The sequence below is a fragment of the Pedobacter sp. UYP24 genome, from assembly GCF_054057295.1.
The window spans coordinates 866,834-881,787 of the sequence record NZ_JBSRZD010000001.1; the positions used below are offsets into that span (position 1 = coordinate 866,834).

The window sequence follows — 14,954 nt, forward strand, 5'->3', positions numbered from 1 at the left end:
CCTTAAGAAATGATGATGGAGTTTTTATCTATTCTTGGCTGTTGTCCGCCACGTAAAATAGAGTTGCTTTCAAACTTCTGGGTTTGATCAATGTTTTTAATGGCAACAAAGTCGTTCTCGTCAATCTGTCCGCTTTGAGCAAAAGCAGTGATGGCATTGCGATACGTAACCAATTCAATATCTTTCATGCTGATGCCAGATTGTTTCATTAAGGCAGCTGTCTTTGGAACGGCAAGCGGATCACTAATACCCCAGTCGGCCGCAGAGTTAATCATAATCCTTTTCGCACCATATTGCTTAACCACTTCTACCATTCTTTCATTTCCCATTTTAGTAAACGGATAAATGGTAAATGCTGCCCAAAAACCCCTGTCCAAAACCTCTTTTACTGTTTCTTCGTTGTTATGGTCAACAATCACCATATGAGGGGCAACTCCCTGCTCAATTGAAATGTCCATGCTGCGTTGCGTACCTTTCTTTTTGTCGCGGTGCGGAGTATGGATTTGCACAGGCAAACCGGCTTCTTTAGCCAGATCCAGTTGCATACGGAAATATTTTTCTTCAGCAGGTGTTTGATCGTCGAAACCAATTTCCCCTATGCCTACTACGCCTTCTTTAAAAATAAAGTTTGGTAATATCTCCATCACCTGTTCAGCCAGTTTTTCATTGTTTGCCTCTCGTGAATTTAATCCGATAGTGCAGTAATGCTTAATGCCAAATTGCGAAGAACGGAATCTTTCCCATCCAATAAGGCTACTGTAATAATCAGTAAAACTATCCAACCCCGTACGGGGCTGCCCCAGCCAAAAGGCCGGTTCAATTAAAGCAACAATTCCTGCATCGGCCATCGCCTGATAATCATCAGTGGTACGTGAGGTCATGTGAACATGCGGATCAAAAAACTTCATTCCGCTAATTGCATTCAGATCAAGAGTAGTTTGAATTTTCTCTCCTGCATTTCTCTCCTGGAAATTCTCGTTACAACACATAATTCAATTTTAAATATTATGATTTTTTAACGCTATTAATTTATAGATGTTGGGTTCCACAGTTCTATGCGCTGCGGTCCTTTCGGCAATATAATCCGTCAGTGTATCTTTTAAAGACTGATTAATTCTTGAATCCAATGCCGTTATTTTAGTCACATCCTTTTCAGTAAAAAAGGCTTTAAGCACCAGCTGGTTCCATGAATTTTCACTCAGATACATTGCCGGGTAAGGGTTGTGGTACATGATTGATTCCAACACCGTTCCAATATTACTTCTTACACCTGTTTCACATCTTGATACCCATTCTTCCGGGTAAGCATAGAAAGGCAATGCCGAATATAAGGCAACCTGCTCATTCATTTCAGAAGCATTAAACAATGCATTTATCTTTTTTAAGTAGTGATCCTTATCGTCGCTATTTACCTGCATGATCATCCAAACCCGGCACAAGCGATCTATACTCCAGCCTTCCAGAGAAAATCCTTCAAATAACAGCTCATTTTCGTTTAATACTTCCTGTCCGGTAATCTCGCCTTTTCCTGTATGTTTGGGCAGGTTAGAAAAAGCCATGTTAAGTTGAAGTGATTTGTCTTCACTTTTTACTAATGCTCCTTTAGCTTCCAGCCATACAAACGCTTCGGGCTGAAGATTTTTTTTAATAATAGAAAGGAATATCTGCCCCGCTTTGCTGAGCTTCTCTGTTCCTGATAACAACATGATTTGTTTTTTTAGTTAACCGCCACAAAATAATTGATAGCCAATGCTCCACTGATAATCAGCAGTCCAAAAAACTCTCTGGTTTTTTCAATGTAGGGCTTTGTAGCCTGCATGCTTTCTACCAGACTCGGTCGGTTATACTTGCCAATCCAGTCTCGGACACCGTCTTTAGAAAAGAACAAAATGACTGCGTAGATTAGGTAGAAAGTTATGGCACCTAGGTAAACATTCGGGTAAAATCTGTTAAAAATGGCAAATCCGCAACAAACGGAAGCTACCAGGTAGATTGGAACCCATAACCAGGGATCAATGTCGTTCAGGTTTAGGTAGGCGAAAACAAGAAACGAAAGGCAAAACAATGCATTTAAGATGCTCAGTAGCATGGTAATGAAATTTAATTTGTGTGTTATTTGATTACTTAATACAAATAAACAGATAAATAACGCGATTTGACAATAGCACATTGTAAAAAAAGGAATATATGACATGGCTTTGTAAAATATAATCGCTTAACATTTGCAGTTACGTTAGCCAAGATAAAGTATTGAGGGGCTAAAGTTTCTCGTAAGTATAAGTAACAAAGGTTTTAGTCTCAATTGCCAATGGAGGGTCAGTCTCCGTAATTACAGCAGTTACAGGCAGACCTTCTTCGTTATAAGTATAATCATAAGTCTTCTGGTGTTTGATGTTGCGCGTTTCAGTTACTACTTTTAGTATCTCATTGGTAGATATGCGGTCGATATTCTCAACACCAAATGCCCACCTGGTATTGGCATTAAACAGGACATTCTTTTTCTCTCCAAAAATGTAATCGTAATTGGTTATTGTTCTGTTGTTCAGTTCTTGAATTTCAGTAATATTGCCGTTGTCATAAAACAGGTATAGTTTACGAACCAGTATTGTATTGTCGTAGAAATTGATCTGACTCGTTTCATTTAACCCGCTTGAAATATTGACTTGTAATGTTGTTTGTAGAACGCCAGACTGATAAACCTTTGATATGCCCTTTTTTGGAATATCGTCCGTGTACATAATCTCTGTTGAGGTGGTTTTGCTGCCCTCATTAACTTCTATGTTGATGATCTTATTTCCAGAATACGTATACAAGGTCATGTCATTGCCTCTTTTTACTATACTCAGCCTTTCATTCTCGTCATAAGCAAAGTTGGTTATGCTGGTCACGCCCCCTCTTAATTCAGTTATTTTAGTTAGCTGAAGTTCCTTTACTATGGTGGATTTCATAAGGTTCCCTTTTTTACAGGAGAAAAGAATTACAGGTAATAAAAAAGCAAGAAGAAGCCAAGGTTTATACATTCCACTCAATTGAACATTAAAATTACACAAAATATTTAAGCTATTTGAAATCAACAAATTGAGCTTGACTGGGTATGCTAAAATACTCTTATTGCAAAGTAAGAAGATTGGCGGTGATTGCAGAGAAGACTGGTCGTGCACTAACCTTTTCGCTCGTGCAGTGATCTCTTAACTGTTTCAGTTCATTGATGACAATGCATTCCTGCTCCTCACATAAATTTATCAGATCGTCCAGGAGCCATCCAAAAGCACTAACCTCTATACGTTCTAGATGAGCAGTTAGTCCCATATTGTTGCTATCATAGAACGAAGCGGCACCAAAATCTCCAAATAAGGTATTGCCTTCATGATCTGTTAACGTATTGTGGGCATACAGATCGCCATGCATAATTCCTTTACTATGCAGCTGAGCAGCTACAGAGGCGATAGTTGCTGCAATTTTTAAAACTTGTGATACAGACAGCCTGGCGCCAGATCTAAAAACATCCCTTGTACAGCTTTCCATGCTTGGCGGACCACCCAAATTATAAAAGCGAGGTTGAATTAACTCCATGACCAGCCCTTTCTTGTCTTCAGGGTGGCTTGCTATTTGTCCAATAAGTTGCACTAATCCGGGGTGATTTCCGGCCGTTATGCAGGTATCCATTTCATCCTGCGGCAGCCCATCGCTGGTTACAGACCCCTTAAAGACCTTAATCGCAATAGCTTTAGACAGGTGCTTAGTATTAAGTCTGGCTTGGTAAATAACTCCAGAAGCACCCTCTCCTAATTTTTTACCAATCTCAAGGTTTTTCCAATCTACAAAAGGGATTGATTGAATTTGGGGTTTATGAGAAAATGGATTTCCTGAAAAAGCCAGCCATGACAGCTTCGGCATAGTAAGTAGCCATTTTGGGAACTCCTGTAGCAAGTTGGCAGAAATTCTCAATAAGCTAAGGTTGGTGCAATTGCTTAGCGACTCAGGTAGCTCTTCGAGCTTGTTGCCCGCAAGCATCAATTTTTGCATTCTTTTGCAACTTCCAATCGTGTCTGGCAAAGCTGATATTTGGTTGTTGGTAAGAATTAGCCAGCGCAGGTTTTTATTTAAGGCTTTGGCGGGGATGGTTTCAATAAAGTTTGCTTTGAAACCTACAATATCCAAATCGGGACAATCGGCCAATACCTCAGGCATAACTTTAAATAAATTATCAGAACAGAAAAAAATCCTGAGCTTTTTCAACTTACCAAAATTGGGCGGAAGGGAGGATAATTTATTACCGGATAAGTCGAGCACCTCAAGGCTTTCCGCTAGGTTGAAAATTTCTTCAGGAAAGGTAGAAAGACCTTCTGAGAGTTTTAAGGTTATGGCGCCTGAAAGTTCCCCGTCTTGTAATTGTTTTAACGTTTGCATGAGTTGATAAAGATACTCGTTAAATTTTAGTCATTATGATTAGGCCAGTGGACCAATTCAGTTTGGTAAACCTAAGGTCTGCTCGTTGTTCCAGATGGGCGACTAGCTTTTTAACATTTTCTTCATGACCAACTGGCCAATTAGGTTGTGGTAACATGTCGTCAATAATGTAAAATCCTCCAGTTTTTACCATGCTTAAAGCTTCATCTAAAGTTTCATACTTCCCCGGCCAAGCATCTGCAAATATGAGATCAAATTCTAAGTCCGGGTTGTTTTTTAGCCATTGTGTGGCATCTGTGCAAATGATTTCAACTCTCTTGTCATCGTTAAAGAATTCTTTGGCAATAGCGATGTACAACTCATTGTTGTCTATAGATATTACAGTTGATTTATCATCCATTGCCTCTACAATCCATGACAGTGATAGCCCTGTTCCTGTGCCCAGCTCTAAAAATTTCCCCTTGGGTTTAGATGCTATAAGCGTCCTCAATAGACTTCCAGTCTTTAAATCTGAAGGCATAGAAAATTTAATCTTAGCAGAAGCGTCCAGAATGCTTTTATAATTTTCTGGCAATTTGATGTTAATATCGTCCATGATTACAGTTTTGCTAAAGGTAGCAGATTGTTTTGTACAGAAAATTAATACATCTCGCTATTTTTAAAACCTATCATGTATCTGGTTTCACGGACGGTTTGGTCGATAGGAGCCCCATCATTGTAGAAATAATATTGATATACCTCGCCTTCGCCTTTCTTGAAAAAAAACAAGATTCGTAGTTTCCAATATTCTTTCCAGTAAGCTTTATCCATAGGGACTTCTGCAATTCCACCGGATGTGGCTCCGTATTTCTTCAACTCCTCTGCGTTAAAAAACTTCACTTTACTAGTGTCCAGATCAGTATTAAATATACCTTTTCGCTCTTCAGGCGATGGCGGCAAGCCTATTAAATACCTTATCCCAATCATTTGGTTGTAATCATCGTAGTCGCGAGCAGGTGGTTTACCAATCACGTTGGTTGAGTCTAGGTCAAAAAAGCTGATGGCAACAATTATATCGGCCTTGTCAGGTTTGATTTTGTAATCAATGGAATTTAAAAACGTACTCCCTTTTCCAGGCCAGAAAACAGTATCGGCGCGACTAACCTCCTGAAACCCTCTCGGTTTTTTGAACGTCAAATTCATCCTTTGGCTGTGATAATTTAGCTTTTCTAATGGTGTAAGTTTCTGAGCAAAAGAGCTTATTGCAATTAGAAAAATAAGATTTAATTTACAAAGCGTTATTTTCATATCCATTTATATTCAATATGATGTATTGAAATCGATTATTGCATATTAGTTATTTTTAAACACTAATCCAACCAAATACACTGATCAATCAATACACCCTTTATTCTGCCTTTACACTAATACCATACAAGAACCATATTTAGACCATACTTCTACACTAAACAGGTACCTTTTTGCGAAGAAGTATGGTACTTGTACCGAAGAAGTATCGAGGCAGTTCCAATTCTGTCTAGTCCTTGCTCAGCTCTGGTCATGATATAGCTTTGCATCAGTTCTGAGTTCACTTGGTGTCTCCCTGAATATGACGGAGACTTTAAAGGTGTATTTGCAAATTGCTGATAATGTTCTGTTTGTACCATTTTTTGGTCATATGAGGTACCAAAACATAGTCAAATGATGTACCAACTTAGGTCATATGACCTTTTTTAGTACACCGCTATTGGGTAAATTTGTATTACACAACGCGATGTTAGCAAGCAGTGATGCATGTGGAAAAGTTCTTTGACATATTGTTAAATTTTGGGGTTTAAATGGATAGATTTCCTTGTAAAATCTGAGCTAATTTAATTCATTTAATTAAAAAGGGGTAAAATTGTCTATATTGAAGACATCATAATTTACCTTGCAATAAAGAATTGGATTGGTAATGAGTAAATTATCATCGTTAATATGAAATTTAATATCAACGATGATAATTTATATTTGGATAGCTGATAGTTTAACAACTAATAAAAATGGACACTATTAATGATTTTGCAGATTTGCTTTCAGATAACAAATTTGATATAGATCTCTTTGTGCAACTATCTCCAGATATGATCTGTATTGCCGGATATGATGGGTTTTTTAAAAAGATCAATCCTGCTGTGTCAAAAACATTGGGATACACGGAGGATGAGTTGTTAGTCAAGCCGATAAATGAGTTTGTTTATGTGGAGGACAAAGAGGCTACAATAGAAAGCAGAGAAGCTATCAAACGCTCCATTCCACTAATAAATTTTGAAAATAGGTATGTAACCAAGACTGGTGAAATGGTTTGGCTGTCCTGGACATCTATAGGAATAGAAGAAAAACAGTTGGTATTTGGAATAGCTAAAAACATTACGCACAAAAAGCGGCTTGAGGAAGATAGGCACCTGTTAATTGCTAATCTAACATCAACTAACAAAGAGCTTAAACAATTGGCTTTTACTGCGGCGCACGATCTTAGGTCGCCGGTAAATAGTTTGTTGTCTTTATTTAGCCTGATTGATGAACACAAGTTCGAAAATGATGAGGTAGTTGAGTTGCTGGATTTATTGAAAAAGTCGTCAGAGAATTTGCGGGATACTTTGAGCAATTACGTTGATACTTTAATTCAAAGAAAAAGTTTAAATATCCAAGTAGGCCCAGTAAGTTTTACAGAAACATTGAGCAAAATAGAACGGTCTTTAAATTCATTAATTTTAGACACTAAAACTAAGATCGTCTCTGATTTTACCGATGTTGATGAGATCAGTTTTAATAAAACCTACATCGAAAGTATATTCCTTAATTTGGTGTCTAATTCAATAAAGTACGCAAAGCCCAATACCCACCCTGAAATATACTTAAACAGTCAAAACATGGATGGAATAGTTACCTTAAAATTTAAGGACAATGGGATTGGATTTGATATGGGAAAAGCAAAAGGCCGTGTTTTTGGTTTTAGCCAAACATTTCATGATAATAAGGACGGTAAGGGTATTGGCTTATATTTGGTTAATAGTCATTTGACTAGTCTTGGCGGTCATATCGACATGGATAGCAAAGTAAATGAAGGCACTACATTTACAATTACATTCAAGCCTAATGATCTGAAGGCATAAAAAACCACATAGGAATATGCCGATATGATTGATTTTTGATATCTAATATACTTAAAGAATGTGCTTGGAAATTTTTTGCTGTAAAAGCGGTGTGCCGCTCATAATTATCTTATAAATTCTATCATTAATAATTGTTTAAAGATCGTCAGTGAAGTGACGCTTTTCTTTTTCACCCTTAAATTTTCGTTCATTATACGCTTCGGATTGATTTTTAGCAATAGAGAGGGTCTCCCATGGAACATCTGAAGCCATTTTGGCGATACAAACAATTTGCCCTATATGATATGGGTAGTGAGCAAGCTGACGATTAATTGCCTCTAGTACTGTATGCCCCTCATTTCTGATATATACCACACTTTCAAGTTGGTCTTCTCTCAGGCTTTTAATGGCATCAAATAAACAATTCCATCCGGTATTCCATGATTTCAAAAGATCTTCACTGTTGTGAAGTATCTGCTCAAATTCAGCATCTCTGTTTCTCCATGATTTCTCCCCATCTTCAGTTAAAAAATTGGTAAATCGCGACATCATATTACCAGAAAGGTGAGCAACAATAGTTGCAATGCTATTGCTATCAGAGTTGGATTGCCAGTAAAGCTTGTTTTCTGGTAATTGAGCCATTGCCTTCTCACCTAGAGATCTATAATATTCGAATTGTTTAATGACACTTGTAAGGTAGCTTGTATGCATGCAGTCAAGTTAATACTTTTGTTTGAGAATTATAAACGTTTTGAAGTAACTGGTTAATGATACTTGCAATAGATTTGGCCCACTACTATAGTCAATTAAAAGACTTTCTAAAGGCGGTCGGTGAAAGATCGGTATAACGCTTAAATAATTTATTAAATGACTGGGGGTGCTCAAAGCCCAATTGATAAGCAATCTGGGCAATGGTAAGTCGGGTAGTAGTTAAGGTTACTTTAGCTTTCGCAATTAACCGGTCATGGATATGGTTTTGAGCACTTTGTCCGGTCAGTGATTTTAACATATCTGTCAGATATCTTGGTGTGACATGAAGATACCCTGCCACCTCAAAAACTGTTGGTAAACCATCTGCTTGATCTGAAAAACGAGTTGCCAGGTAAGTATCCATGTTACTAATCAGGTCATGGTGAGCAGCCTTGCGTGTGAGGAACTGTCTATTGTAGAAACGGTTGCTGTGATTAAGCAGCAATTCGATCTGGGAAACCAGGACATCCTGGCTAAAAGCATCTATATTATTATTCAGTTCAGCAGCAATACTTTCAAACAAACCAGCGACTGTCTTTTTTTCTTTTTCCGAAAGGAGCAGTGCTTCGTTAACCGCGTAGGCAAAGAAACCGTACTTATCCATATTTTTACCTAACTGGGAATCAAGGATCAGGTCGCTATGAAAATATAGTGTATAACCTTCGTAACTGCTCTCGTAACCCGTCATGGTAACCATTTGATTAGGCGCTAGAAAAGCCAGCCCCCCTTCTTCAAAATCATAATAACCCTGCCCATATTTTACCTGGCCTCTGAAATCATTTTTAAAAGATATCTTATAAAAATCTATCAGAAAACTTCGCCCTGCATTTTCAAGGCTTAGCTTTGTGGTATCATAGTTTACCAAAGCTACCAGAGGATGTAATGGTTTGGGCATACCCATACCCCGCATCAATTCAGTGATGTTTTTAAAAATGATGGGGGGCTGCTTAAATTTCATGGTACTGGCTAAGTTAAAGTTAATCCTGTACACTTGGGCGGATAACGATATCGCCTACGTCCACATTGTCTGGCTGACTAATAGCATAAGCCACCGCGTTTGCTATTGAATCTGGAGTGATCGCGATTTGTGCGGCCTTTTCCTTAATAGCTATTCTGGTCACTTCATCTTCAATATAATCTGTAAGTTCTGTATTAACAAAACCAGGTGATATCCCGGTTACACGATATTGACCGCCAGATTCCTGACGCAACGCCTCTGTAATGGTGCGTACGGCATTTTTGGTACCTGCGTATATGCCCTGAATGGGAACTATTTTGATACCTGAAGTTGAAATTATGTTGATCACGTGGCCGGAGCCTTGTTTTTTGAAAACCGGCAAGGCCGCAGCAATTCCATACAACGTTCCTTTAAGGTTAACGTCGATCATTTCTTCCCAATCGGTTACCTGAAGGTCGTCGATTCGCGACAGGCGCGCAATCCCTGCATTGTTGACGATCACATCTAAGCGCCCATAAGTTTCGCAAGCTAAATTAACCAATTGAACTAAATCAGTGCGTTTTTTAATATCGGTTACCCAATACACGGCTTCACCACCTGTTTTATCTATCCGGCTAACCAAGTCTTTCAGGCGATCTTCACGACGAGCGCCCAGAACTACTTTTGCTCCCTGTGCTGCCAGCAAAATTGCTGTAGCTTCACCGATGCCGCTGCTGGCACCGGTAATAGCTACCACTTTTCCTTTGATATTGTTTTCCATATAATAAAGGTCGATAAAGTGCTAGATCAAAAATTAGCCTAAACTGTAAAAAGATTAGCCAAAATCGCCGTCTCTTCATTTTGCGCTCACAAAAGAACATAGAAAAGCCTTTCAGCGGTAATTGAAAGGCTTTTCTTTAGTGGAAGATGAGGGTGCTTCATCCGAATTTGATTCATCAAAGCAATTTCAACCGCAGAAGAAGGATGGTCTTTCCCTGGTTTTTGCAGCTAAATAGCCATCTTGCCGAGTTAATTAGCCAGGGTGAAAATGTGTAGATTCTATACCCATCTTGTAAGGACAGTTTCGATATGGGATGCATAAAAATCGGTGTTTGATGGGTGTGTTCTGGGTGTTTGATGGGTGTTGGCTGGGTGTATTCACCCAGAACATACCCCTAGAAGGCTGAAAACACCCAGAAATAGCACAAGGTTATATGCAACTCATATAAAACAAAATCAATTCGTAACGATTTAATTTTATACCGAAATGTGGGGTAATTGACCAATTATGAAATCAATTACAAACCTGTCAGACTGGAAGAAAAAGTATTCGATAGCAGAAAAATTTGATCACTGCCGCTCCGCTAAAAATGGGATTAGAAACAAAAAAGCCTCTCATTTTGCAATGAAAGGCTTTTCTTTGGTGGGAAATGAGGGGTTCGAACCCCCGACCCCCTCGGTGTAAACGAGGTGCTCTGAACCAGCTGAGCTAATTTCCCTTTGGTTCTCCCTTTAAACGGTTCTGTTTTTTAAAGGCCTTCTTCGTTGTTGGGAGTGCAAATATACAGCGTTAACTCATTTTTGCAAAGGTTTTTTTTATTTTTTTAAGATAATATTTCTTCCAATACCTGATGGGATTTGATTTCTCCAAATGATGCGGTATGTAAGGTGTAGTAAACCAATATCTTATCTAGTAAAAATCTCCTCATCTTATTGTTGATTTTTATTTCATTAATTTTTTCAAAAGACACATTAAATAGCATTATGAACAGGTCAGCTTCAGGGTTTTCCAGGAAATTGAGGTGCGGCGGGCGTCTTGATTTAAATTCTCCCTCCTGCAGATCGAAAAAAGCAGCTTCATTTTTTTTTTCCAAACTAGGAGAGAAACCTAAAAAGCGGGTCAGTTTTAATAGGAAGGTGAGGTGGTAGTTGGTATTTGGTTCACTACTCTCGTCAAACCAGCATACGGCATTAAAAATAAAGTCGAACAGCTGTTCATCTGCCATCTGCTGTCTGATGCTCTTATAAAGCACCTCATTAAGAAATTGAATAATGGTGCTTTTAATGATGTTGTAAGGGATGCTGCTAAATACTGGCGAGGGGCGGAGTTCAGATACGCGCTGTATCCCAGTGGTATTTTTGTGGTATACCACCATGTCTACCAGGTGTAATGGTTGTAGCATGTTTATGCTGATCTTAGCCCTTGGTTTTTTAACGCCATTTATGAGGTAGGACTGGATTCCGAATTTCTCTGTAAACATCTGTACCACTACACTGCTTTCGCTGTAAGTGGTTGTTCTTAATACAATGCCACGGGTTTTGTGAAGCATTATAAAAGTTTAGGAACAAAGATGATTAGGCCTATCACTAATGCAAGAATTGCAGCAACTACTACAGCTGCGGCTGCTACATCTTTAACTATTTTGGCTTTTGCATGAATATCAGGTGAAACAAGATCAACCAACACTTCGAGCGCAGTATTGAACAGCTCTGCTGTGATTACGATGCCGGATGCTACGGTGATCCACAACCATTCATTAGCTGATAGGTTAAAATACCATCCCGCAATTAGAACTAACACTAATGAAATTAGATGTAGTCTAAAGTTTTGCTCATGCTTGAATGCATATACAATACCAGAAAACGAATAAGTAAAGCTCTTTAAGAATTTTAGCATGATTTTCTTTCTAATTGAAACTTATTGCAAAGTACGTTATGCCGTCAATAATATCCAATTGTTTATGCATAACTCTTACATTTGCGTTGATGAGTGGAGAAAAAGTTGCATTACACCCAAGAAATAAGCATAGATTTAATTATGATTTTGCACAGTTGGTGAAGGCTAATCCTTTATTCAGGGATTTTATCATTGTTAATGCTTATGGTAATGAATCCATCAATTTCTCTAACCCCGTGGCAGTTAAAATTTTGAATCAGTCTTTACTGAGTCACTTTTATGATGTACATCACTGGGATATCCCTGAAGGGTATCTTTGTCCGCCGGTTCCCGGTCGCGCTGATTATATTCACTACCTTGCAGATTTGCTTGCCCAAGATCGGAATGGTGTTATACCTACAGGAAAATCAGTGAAAGGTTTAGATATTGGTACAGGTGCGAACTGTATTTATCCTATAATTGGAAGAAAGGAATATGCGTGGTCGTTTATTGGTTCTGACACCGATAGTCTAGCGATCAAGGCTGCGAAAACAATAGTTGATGTAAATCCCGTTCTTGCCGGGCAGGTTTCCTTGCGATTACAGGAGAATAAACACCATGTTTTTAAGGGTGTAATTAAGTCTGGAGAGCGCTTTGATTTTACCATGTGCAATCCACCCTTTCATGCTTCTGCTGAAGAGGCTGCCGCCGCCAGTGAGAAAAAAGGAAAGAACTTGGGCTACGCAAAAGGAAAAGTTGGAGTACTTAATTTTGGTGGTAAAAGTAATGAGCTTTGGTATGAAGGTGGCGAACTTGAATTCATCAGGAAGATGATTGAAGAAAGCTTATTGTTTGGAAGTCAGTGTCTTTGGTTTACCAGTCTGGTATCTAAAAGTGCTAATCTTCCGTTTATTTATGGAGCTTTAAAATATGCAAAGGCCAAACAAGTAGAGACTGTTCAGATGGCGCAAGGACAGAAGATAAGCAGGTTTGTAGCCTGGACATTTCAAGATATAGACGAAAGAAGGAACTGGCTAAAGTAGTAATAGTGGGTCGTCATCTTCATCGTCTGTAAGGCTCAGTTGAATACTATCAGTTCCGGCTATTCCTTCTACGGAGCCTCTGATGTGTGCGGCGTTTAACATTACCTTTTCCAGTTGTTTTTCTCTTGCTTTCCAAAGTTTTTCCATTGCATCGCGCTCTCGTTGTATGGACAGTTTCATACTCATGAATCCTTCTCTAATTGCCTTCCATTGTTCCGAAAATTCGTTGCTAGTCAGGTAATCATAAAGCATGTGCATTTTATCTCCTCGGTTTTCTTGTGATTTTGCGGCGCTGAATAACTTTACAATGCCATCTCTTAAAATGTAAGAAACGGCTCTAACCTCGTCAAACGAACAAATCCATACCCCGTCTTTTTCTCCAAAGCAATCCATTCCTTTTGGGTAGCATTGGGTAACAATAACAGCAACATCAACGCCTGTACTGCGCATGTCCTTTTTTAATTTTTCTATCCATTCCATTGAAAAATCTTTAGTTCGCTTGCTTTCATAGATGATCCTGCCGCATTCCTGGCCAAATTGGTTTCGAACATGATGGATACAATCTGCCCCTCTTACCCCCTTACCTACCTCTGTTACTAAATCGAACGGAAAGGTATTGCGCAACAATTCTTCGAGAATCAATTCCTGAACTTCACCCTGTAGCTGCATGGAGCCCTGCTCTGCCTTACGTTTCATTTCTTCCGCCAGCTTTTTCTGGTCGTCCAGTTGCTTTTCAAGTTCTTTTACCCTAAGCTGGTGCTCGGTTTCTTTGATGTTGTTCTTTTCTGCTTCCTGCTTACGGATCTGGTCTGTCATCTCCCCACGTTGTTCCTGAAGCTTGCGCTGAATTTCCAGGTCCATCTCTTCTTCTTTGGCTTTCATGACCTGTTCTTTTTTGAGGAAGTCCAGCTCCTTAGCCCGGGCTATTTTTAATTTCTCTTCACTCTCTTTATTCGCGCTGTCCAGCATTTGAAGTTTGTTCTCAAAATCAGAAGATATGCTTTTGCGCAAGTTTTCTTCCAATACCATTTGCAACTGTTTTTTTTCTTCTGTTAGCTTTTTCTCGAATAGCTGTACCTGTTGTTGCTTTTGCTGTTCGAACATTTGCTCCTGCTTGAGTTGTTTTTCTGAGAATTCAGATGCCTTTTTGTTAAATTCTTCTTCCTTTTTACGGGTAAATGTTTGCATTTGTTCCCGAAGATCTTTTTTGTATTCTTCAGCCATTACCTCTTCAATAGGGAAGGAATGCGCACAATTTGGACACTTAATTTCTGTTGACATAGCAGGGGTTTTAAAAAGGAGGATTGATTAAAAGCAAAACAAAACTACGATTATCTGCAGACAAATAAACTGTCTGCGAATTTCATGGAAACATTTCTGGCTTCTGAACCGGCAATCTGAATGTTTACAGAGCGGTCAAAGCTAATAACTTCTGCAACTTTCAATTCGGTTCCTATGGTAATATGCAGTTTTTCCAGGTATTGTAAAAATGGTGTAGATGTATCTTTTACTGCTACTACCTTGCAGGTTTCGCCGGGTTTAAGTTCAGATAATAATGTTTTAATCACCAATGGCATCTCGCCATTTGAATTTGGGATTGGGTCACCATGCGGATCGAACTCAGGAAAATTCAAGAATTCTTCTAGTTTGTTTACCAGCTTGGAAGATTGAATGTGTTCCAGTTGCTCGGCTACTTCATGCACTTCATCCCAGCTAAAGTCTAATTTTTCATAAAGAAAGGTTTCCCATAAACGGTGTTTTCTAAGTATTGCAATACCGTTTTGTCTGCCGCTATCTGTCAGCTTTATTTTTCCATACTTTTCATAGCTAACCAGACCCTTTTCCTTTAGCTTTTTAAGCATGTCTGTAGCTGTAGCTGGTTTAACGCCAAGATAAGCTGCCATTTCATTGGTTCCTGCCTCTGGCTTTTCCTCATTCTGGGAACTCAGTTTGAACAAAGCTTTCAAGTAGTTCTCTTCGGTATAGGATAACATATTACAAACATAAATAATTCCATTAAATAAATCCAATAGACTAACTTTATG

Annotated in this window: 17 protein-coding genes and 1 tRNA gene; 2 read left to right on the top strand and 16 right to left on the bottom strand. The window is 38.8% G+C overall.

Features of this window, described 5'->3' with window-relative positions; translation table 11 throughout:
• Positions 1-2: 2 nt before the first annotated feature.
• The 8 genes from ACVWYN_RS03865 to ACVWYN_RS03900 form a co-directional block, all read right to left on the bottom strand.
• Positions 3-989, bottom strand: a complete 987-nt coding sequence (locus tag ACVWYN_RS03865) for a TatD family hydrolase (protein WP_457287508.1) — start codon at positions 987-989, stop codon at positions 3-5.
• A 9-nt stretch (positions 990-998) separates the two neighbouring features.
• Positions 999-1,706 carry an EboA domain-containing protein gene (locus ACVWYN_RS03870; protein ID WP_457287509.1) on the bottom strand — a complete coding sequence of 236 codons (708 nt, stop codon included), beginning with the start codon at positions 1,704-1,706 and terminating at the stop codon, positions 999-1,001.
• Positions 1,707-1,717: 11 nt separating this feature from the next.
• Positions 1,718-2,089: a transmembrane 220 family protein gene (locus tag ACVWYN_RS03875; protein ID WP_457287510.1), complete on the bottom strand. Its 372-nt coding sequence runs from the start codon at positions 2,087-2,089 to the stop codon at positions 1,718-1,720.
• A gap of 169 nt (positions 2,090-2,258) precedes the next feature.
• Positions 2,259-2,948 (bottom strand): hypothetical protein, encoded by a 690-nt coding sequence (locus ACVWYN_RS03880; RefSeq protein ID WP_457287511.1) that lies wholly within the window; start codon positions 2,946-2,948, stop codon positions 2,259-2,261.
• A gap of 160 nt (positions 2,949-3,108) precedes the next feature.
• Positions 3,109-4,410, bottom strand: coding sequence for a leucine-rich repeat-containing protein kinase family protein (locus tag ACVWYN_RS03885; RefSeq protein WP_457287512.1), 1,302 nt, complete (start codon positions 4,408-4,410; stop codon positions 3,109-3,111).
• Positions 4,411-4,429: 19 nt separating this feature from the next.
• Positions 4,430-5,005 carry an O-methyltransferase gene (locus ACVWYN_RS03890; protein WP_457287513.1) on the bottom strand — a complete coding sequence of 192 codons (576 nt, stop codon included), beginning with the start codon at positions 5,003-5,005 and terminating at the stop codon, positions 4,430-4,432.
• A 44-nt stretch (positions 5,006-5,049) separates the two neighbouring features.
• Positions 5,050-5,592 carry a hypothetical protein gene (locus ACVWYN_RS03895; RefSeq protein ID WP_457287514.1) on the bottom strand — a complete coding sequence of 181 codons (543 nt, stop codon included), beginning with the start codon at positions 5,590-5,592 and terminating at the stop codon, positions 5,050-5,052.
• Between the two features lie 257 nt (positions 5,593-5,849).
• A complete protein-coding gene (locus tag ACVWYN_RS03900; protein ID WP_457287515.1) occupies positions 5,850-6,056 on the bottom strand; it encodes a hypothetical protein in 207 nt (68 codons plus the stop codon).
• A gap of 375 nt (positions 6,057-6,431) precedes the next feature.
• On the opposite strand from ACVWYN_RS03900, the gene ACVWYN_RS03905 reads away from it, so the two are divergent.
• Positions 6,432-7,544: a sensor histidine kinase gene (locus tag ACVWYN_RS03905; RefSeq protein ID WP_457287516.1), complete on the top strand. Its 1,113-nt coding sequence runs from the start codon at positions 6,432-6,434 to the stop codon at positions 7,542-7,544.
• A gap of 135 nt (positions 7,545-7,679) precedes the next feature.
• On the opposite strand, the gene ACVWYN_RS03910 is transcribed toward ACVWYN_RS03905, so the two are convergent.
• The 6 genes from ACVWYN_RS03910 to ACVWYN_RS03935 form a co-directional block, all read right to left on the bottom strand.
• Entirely contained in the window at positions 7,680-8,234 is a 555-nt protein-coding gene (locus ACVWYN_RS03910; RefSeq protein ID WP_457287517.1) for a DUF1572 family protein, read from the bottom strand.
• Between the two features lie 91 nt (positions 8,235-8,325).
• The gene (locus ACVWYN_RS03915) at positions 8,326-9,231 is read right to left on the bottom strand and encodes a helix-turn-helix domain-containing protein (protein WP_457287518.1); all 906 of its coding nucleotides are present in this window, start codon (positions 9,229-9,231) and stop codon (positions 8,326-8,328) included.
• Between the two features lie 19 nt (positions 9,232-9,250).
• The gene (locus ACVWYN_RS03920; protein WP_457287519.1) at positions 9,251-9,991 is read right to left on the bottom strand and encodes an SDR family oxidoreductase; all 741 of its coding nucleotides are present in this window, start codon (positions 9,989-9,991) and stop codon (positions 9,251-9,253) included.
• A gap of 640 nt (positions 9,992-10,631) precedes the next feature.
• Positions 10,632-10,709 (bottom strand) — tRNA-Val (locus tag ACVWYN_RS03925).
• A gap of 105 nt (positions 10,710-10,814) precedes the next feature.
• Positions 10,815-11,540: a DNA repair protein RecO gene (gene recO, locus ACVWYN_RS03930; protein WP_457287520.1), complete on the bottom strand. Its 726-nt coding sequence runs from the start codon at positions 11,538-11,540 to the stop codon at positions 10,815-10,817.
• Positions 11,540-11,887: a diacylglycerol kinase family protein gene (locus ACVWYN_RS03935; RefSeq protein WP_457287521.1), complete on the bottom strand. Its 348-nt coding sequence runs from the start codon at positions 11,885-11,887 to the stop codon at positions 11,540-11,542. Before ACVWYN_RS03935 ends, recO begins: the two co-directional genes overlap by 1 nt.
• An 89-nt stretch (positions 11,888-11,976) precedes the next feature.
• Here ACVWYN_RS03935 and rlmF point away from each other — a divergent pair, with 89 nt between their 5' ends.
• Complete coding sequence (rlmF, locus tag ACVWYN_RS03940) at positions 11,977-12,909, top strand: 23S rRNA (adenine(1618)-N(6))-methyltransferase RlmF (protein ID WP_457287522.1); 933 nt, start codon at positions 11,977-11,979, stop codon at positions 12,907-12,909.
• Here the strand turns inward: rlmF and ACVWYN_RS03945 are convergent.
• Both ACVWYN_RS03945 and ACVWYN_RS03950 read right to left on the bottom strand, forming a co-directional pair.
• Positions 12,901-14,190: a DUF2130 domain-containing protein gene (locus ACVWYN_RS03945; protein WP_457287523.1), complete on the bottom strand. Its 1,290-nt coding sequence runs from the start codon at positions 14,188-14,190 to the stop codon at positions 12,901-12,903. The two genes, rlmF and ACVWYN_RS03945, sit on opposite strands and share 9 nt — an antisense overlap.
• Before the next feature lie 50 nt (positions 14,191-14,240).
• Positions 14,241-14,903 carry a metal-dependent transcriptional regulator gene (locus ACVWYN_RS03950; RefSeq protein ID WP_457287524.1) on the bottom strand — a complete coding sequence of 221 codons (663 nt, stop codon included), beginning with the start codon at positions 14,901-14,903 and terminating at the stop codon, positions 14,241-14,243.
• Positions 14,904-14,954: the final 51 nt, after the last annotated feature.

Bases quoted from the DNA above. Each gene is read 5' to 3' on its own strand.
- rlmF (WP_457287522.1), top strand. From the start codon at position 11,977: ATGAGTGGAGAAAAAGTTGCATTACACCCAAGAAATAAGCATAGATTT.
- ACVWYN_RS03900 (WP_457287515.1), bottom strand. From the start codon at position 6,056: ATGGTACAAACAGAACATTATCAGCAATTTGCAAATACACCTTTAAAG.
- ACVWYN_RS03890 (WP_457287513.1), bottom strand. From the start codon at position 5,005: ATGGACGATATTAACATCAAATTGCCAGAAAATTATAAAAGCATTCTG.
- ACVWYN_RS03865 (WP_457287508.1), bottom strand. From the start codon at position 989: ATGTGTTGTAACGAGAATTTCCAGGAGAGAAATGCAGGAGAGAAAATT.
- ACVWYN_RS03910 (WP_457287517.1), bottom strand. From the start codon at position 8,234: ATGCATACAAGCTACCTTACAAGTGTCATTAAACAATTCGAATATTAT.
- ACVWYN_RS03870 (WP_457287509.1), bottom strand. From the start codon at position 1,706: ATGTTGTTATCAGGAACAGAGAAGCTCAGCAAAGCGGGGCAGATATTC.
- ACVWYN_RS03880 (WP_457287511.1), bottom strand. From the start codon at position 2,948: ATGAAATCCACCATAGTAAAGGAACTTCAGCTAACTAAAATAACTGAA.
- ACVWYN_RS03895 (WP_457287514.1), bottom strand. From the start codon at position 5,592: ATGAATTTGACGTTCAAAAAACCGAGAGGGTTTCAGGAGGTTAGTCGC.
- ACVWYN_RS03945 (WP_457287523.1), bottom strand. From the start codon at position 14,190: ATGTCAACAGAAATTAAGTGTCCAAATTGTGCGCATTCCTTCCCTATT.
- ACVWYN_RS03920 (WP_457287519.1), bottom strand. From the start codon at position 9,991: ATGGAAAACAATATCAAAGGAAAAGTGGTAGCTATTACCGGTGCCAGC.
- ACVWYN_RS03885 (WP_457287512.1), bottom strand. From the start codon at position 4,410: ATGCAAACGTTAAAACAATTACAAGACGGGGAACTTTCAGGCGCCATA.
- recO (WP_457287520.1), bottom strand. From the start codon at position 11,540: ATGCTTCACAAAACCCGTGGCATTGTATTAAGAACAACCACTTACAGC.
- ACVWYN_RS03915 (WP_457287518.1), bottom strand. From the start codon at position 9,231: ATGAAATTTAAGCAGCCCCCCATCATTTTTAAAAACATCACTGAATTG.
- ACVWYN_RS03950 (WP_457287524.1), bottom strand. From the start codon at position 14,903: ATGTTATCCTATACCGAAGAGAACTACTTGAAAGCTTTGTTCAAACTG.
- ACVWYN_RS03935 (WP_457287521.1), bottom strand. From the start codon at position 11,887: ATGCTAAAATTCTTAAAGAGCTTTACTTATTCGTTTTCTGGTATTGTA.
- ACVWYN_RS03875 (WP_457287510.1), bottom strand. From the start codon at position 2,089: ATGCTACTGAGCATCTTAAATGCATTGTTTTGCCTTTCGTTTCTTGTT.
- ACVWYN_RS03905 (WP_457287516.1), top strand. From the start codon at position 6,432: ATGGACACTATTAATGATTTTGCAGATTTGCTTTCAGATAACAAATTT.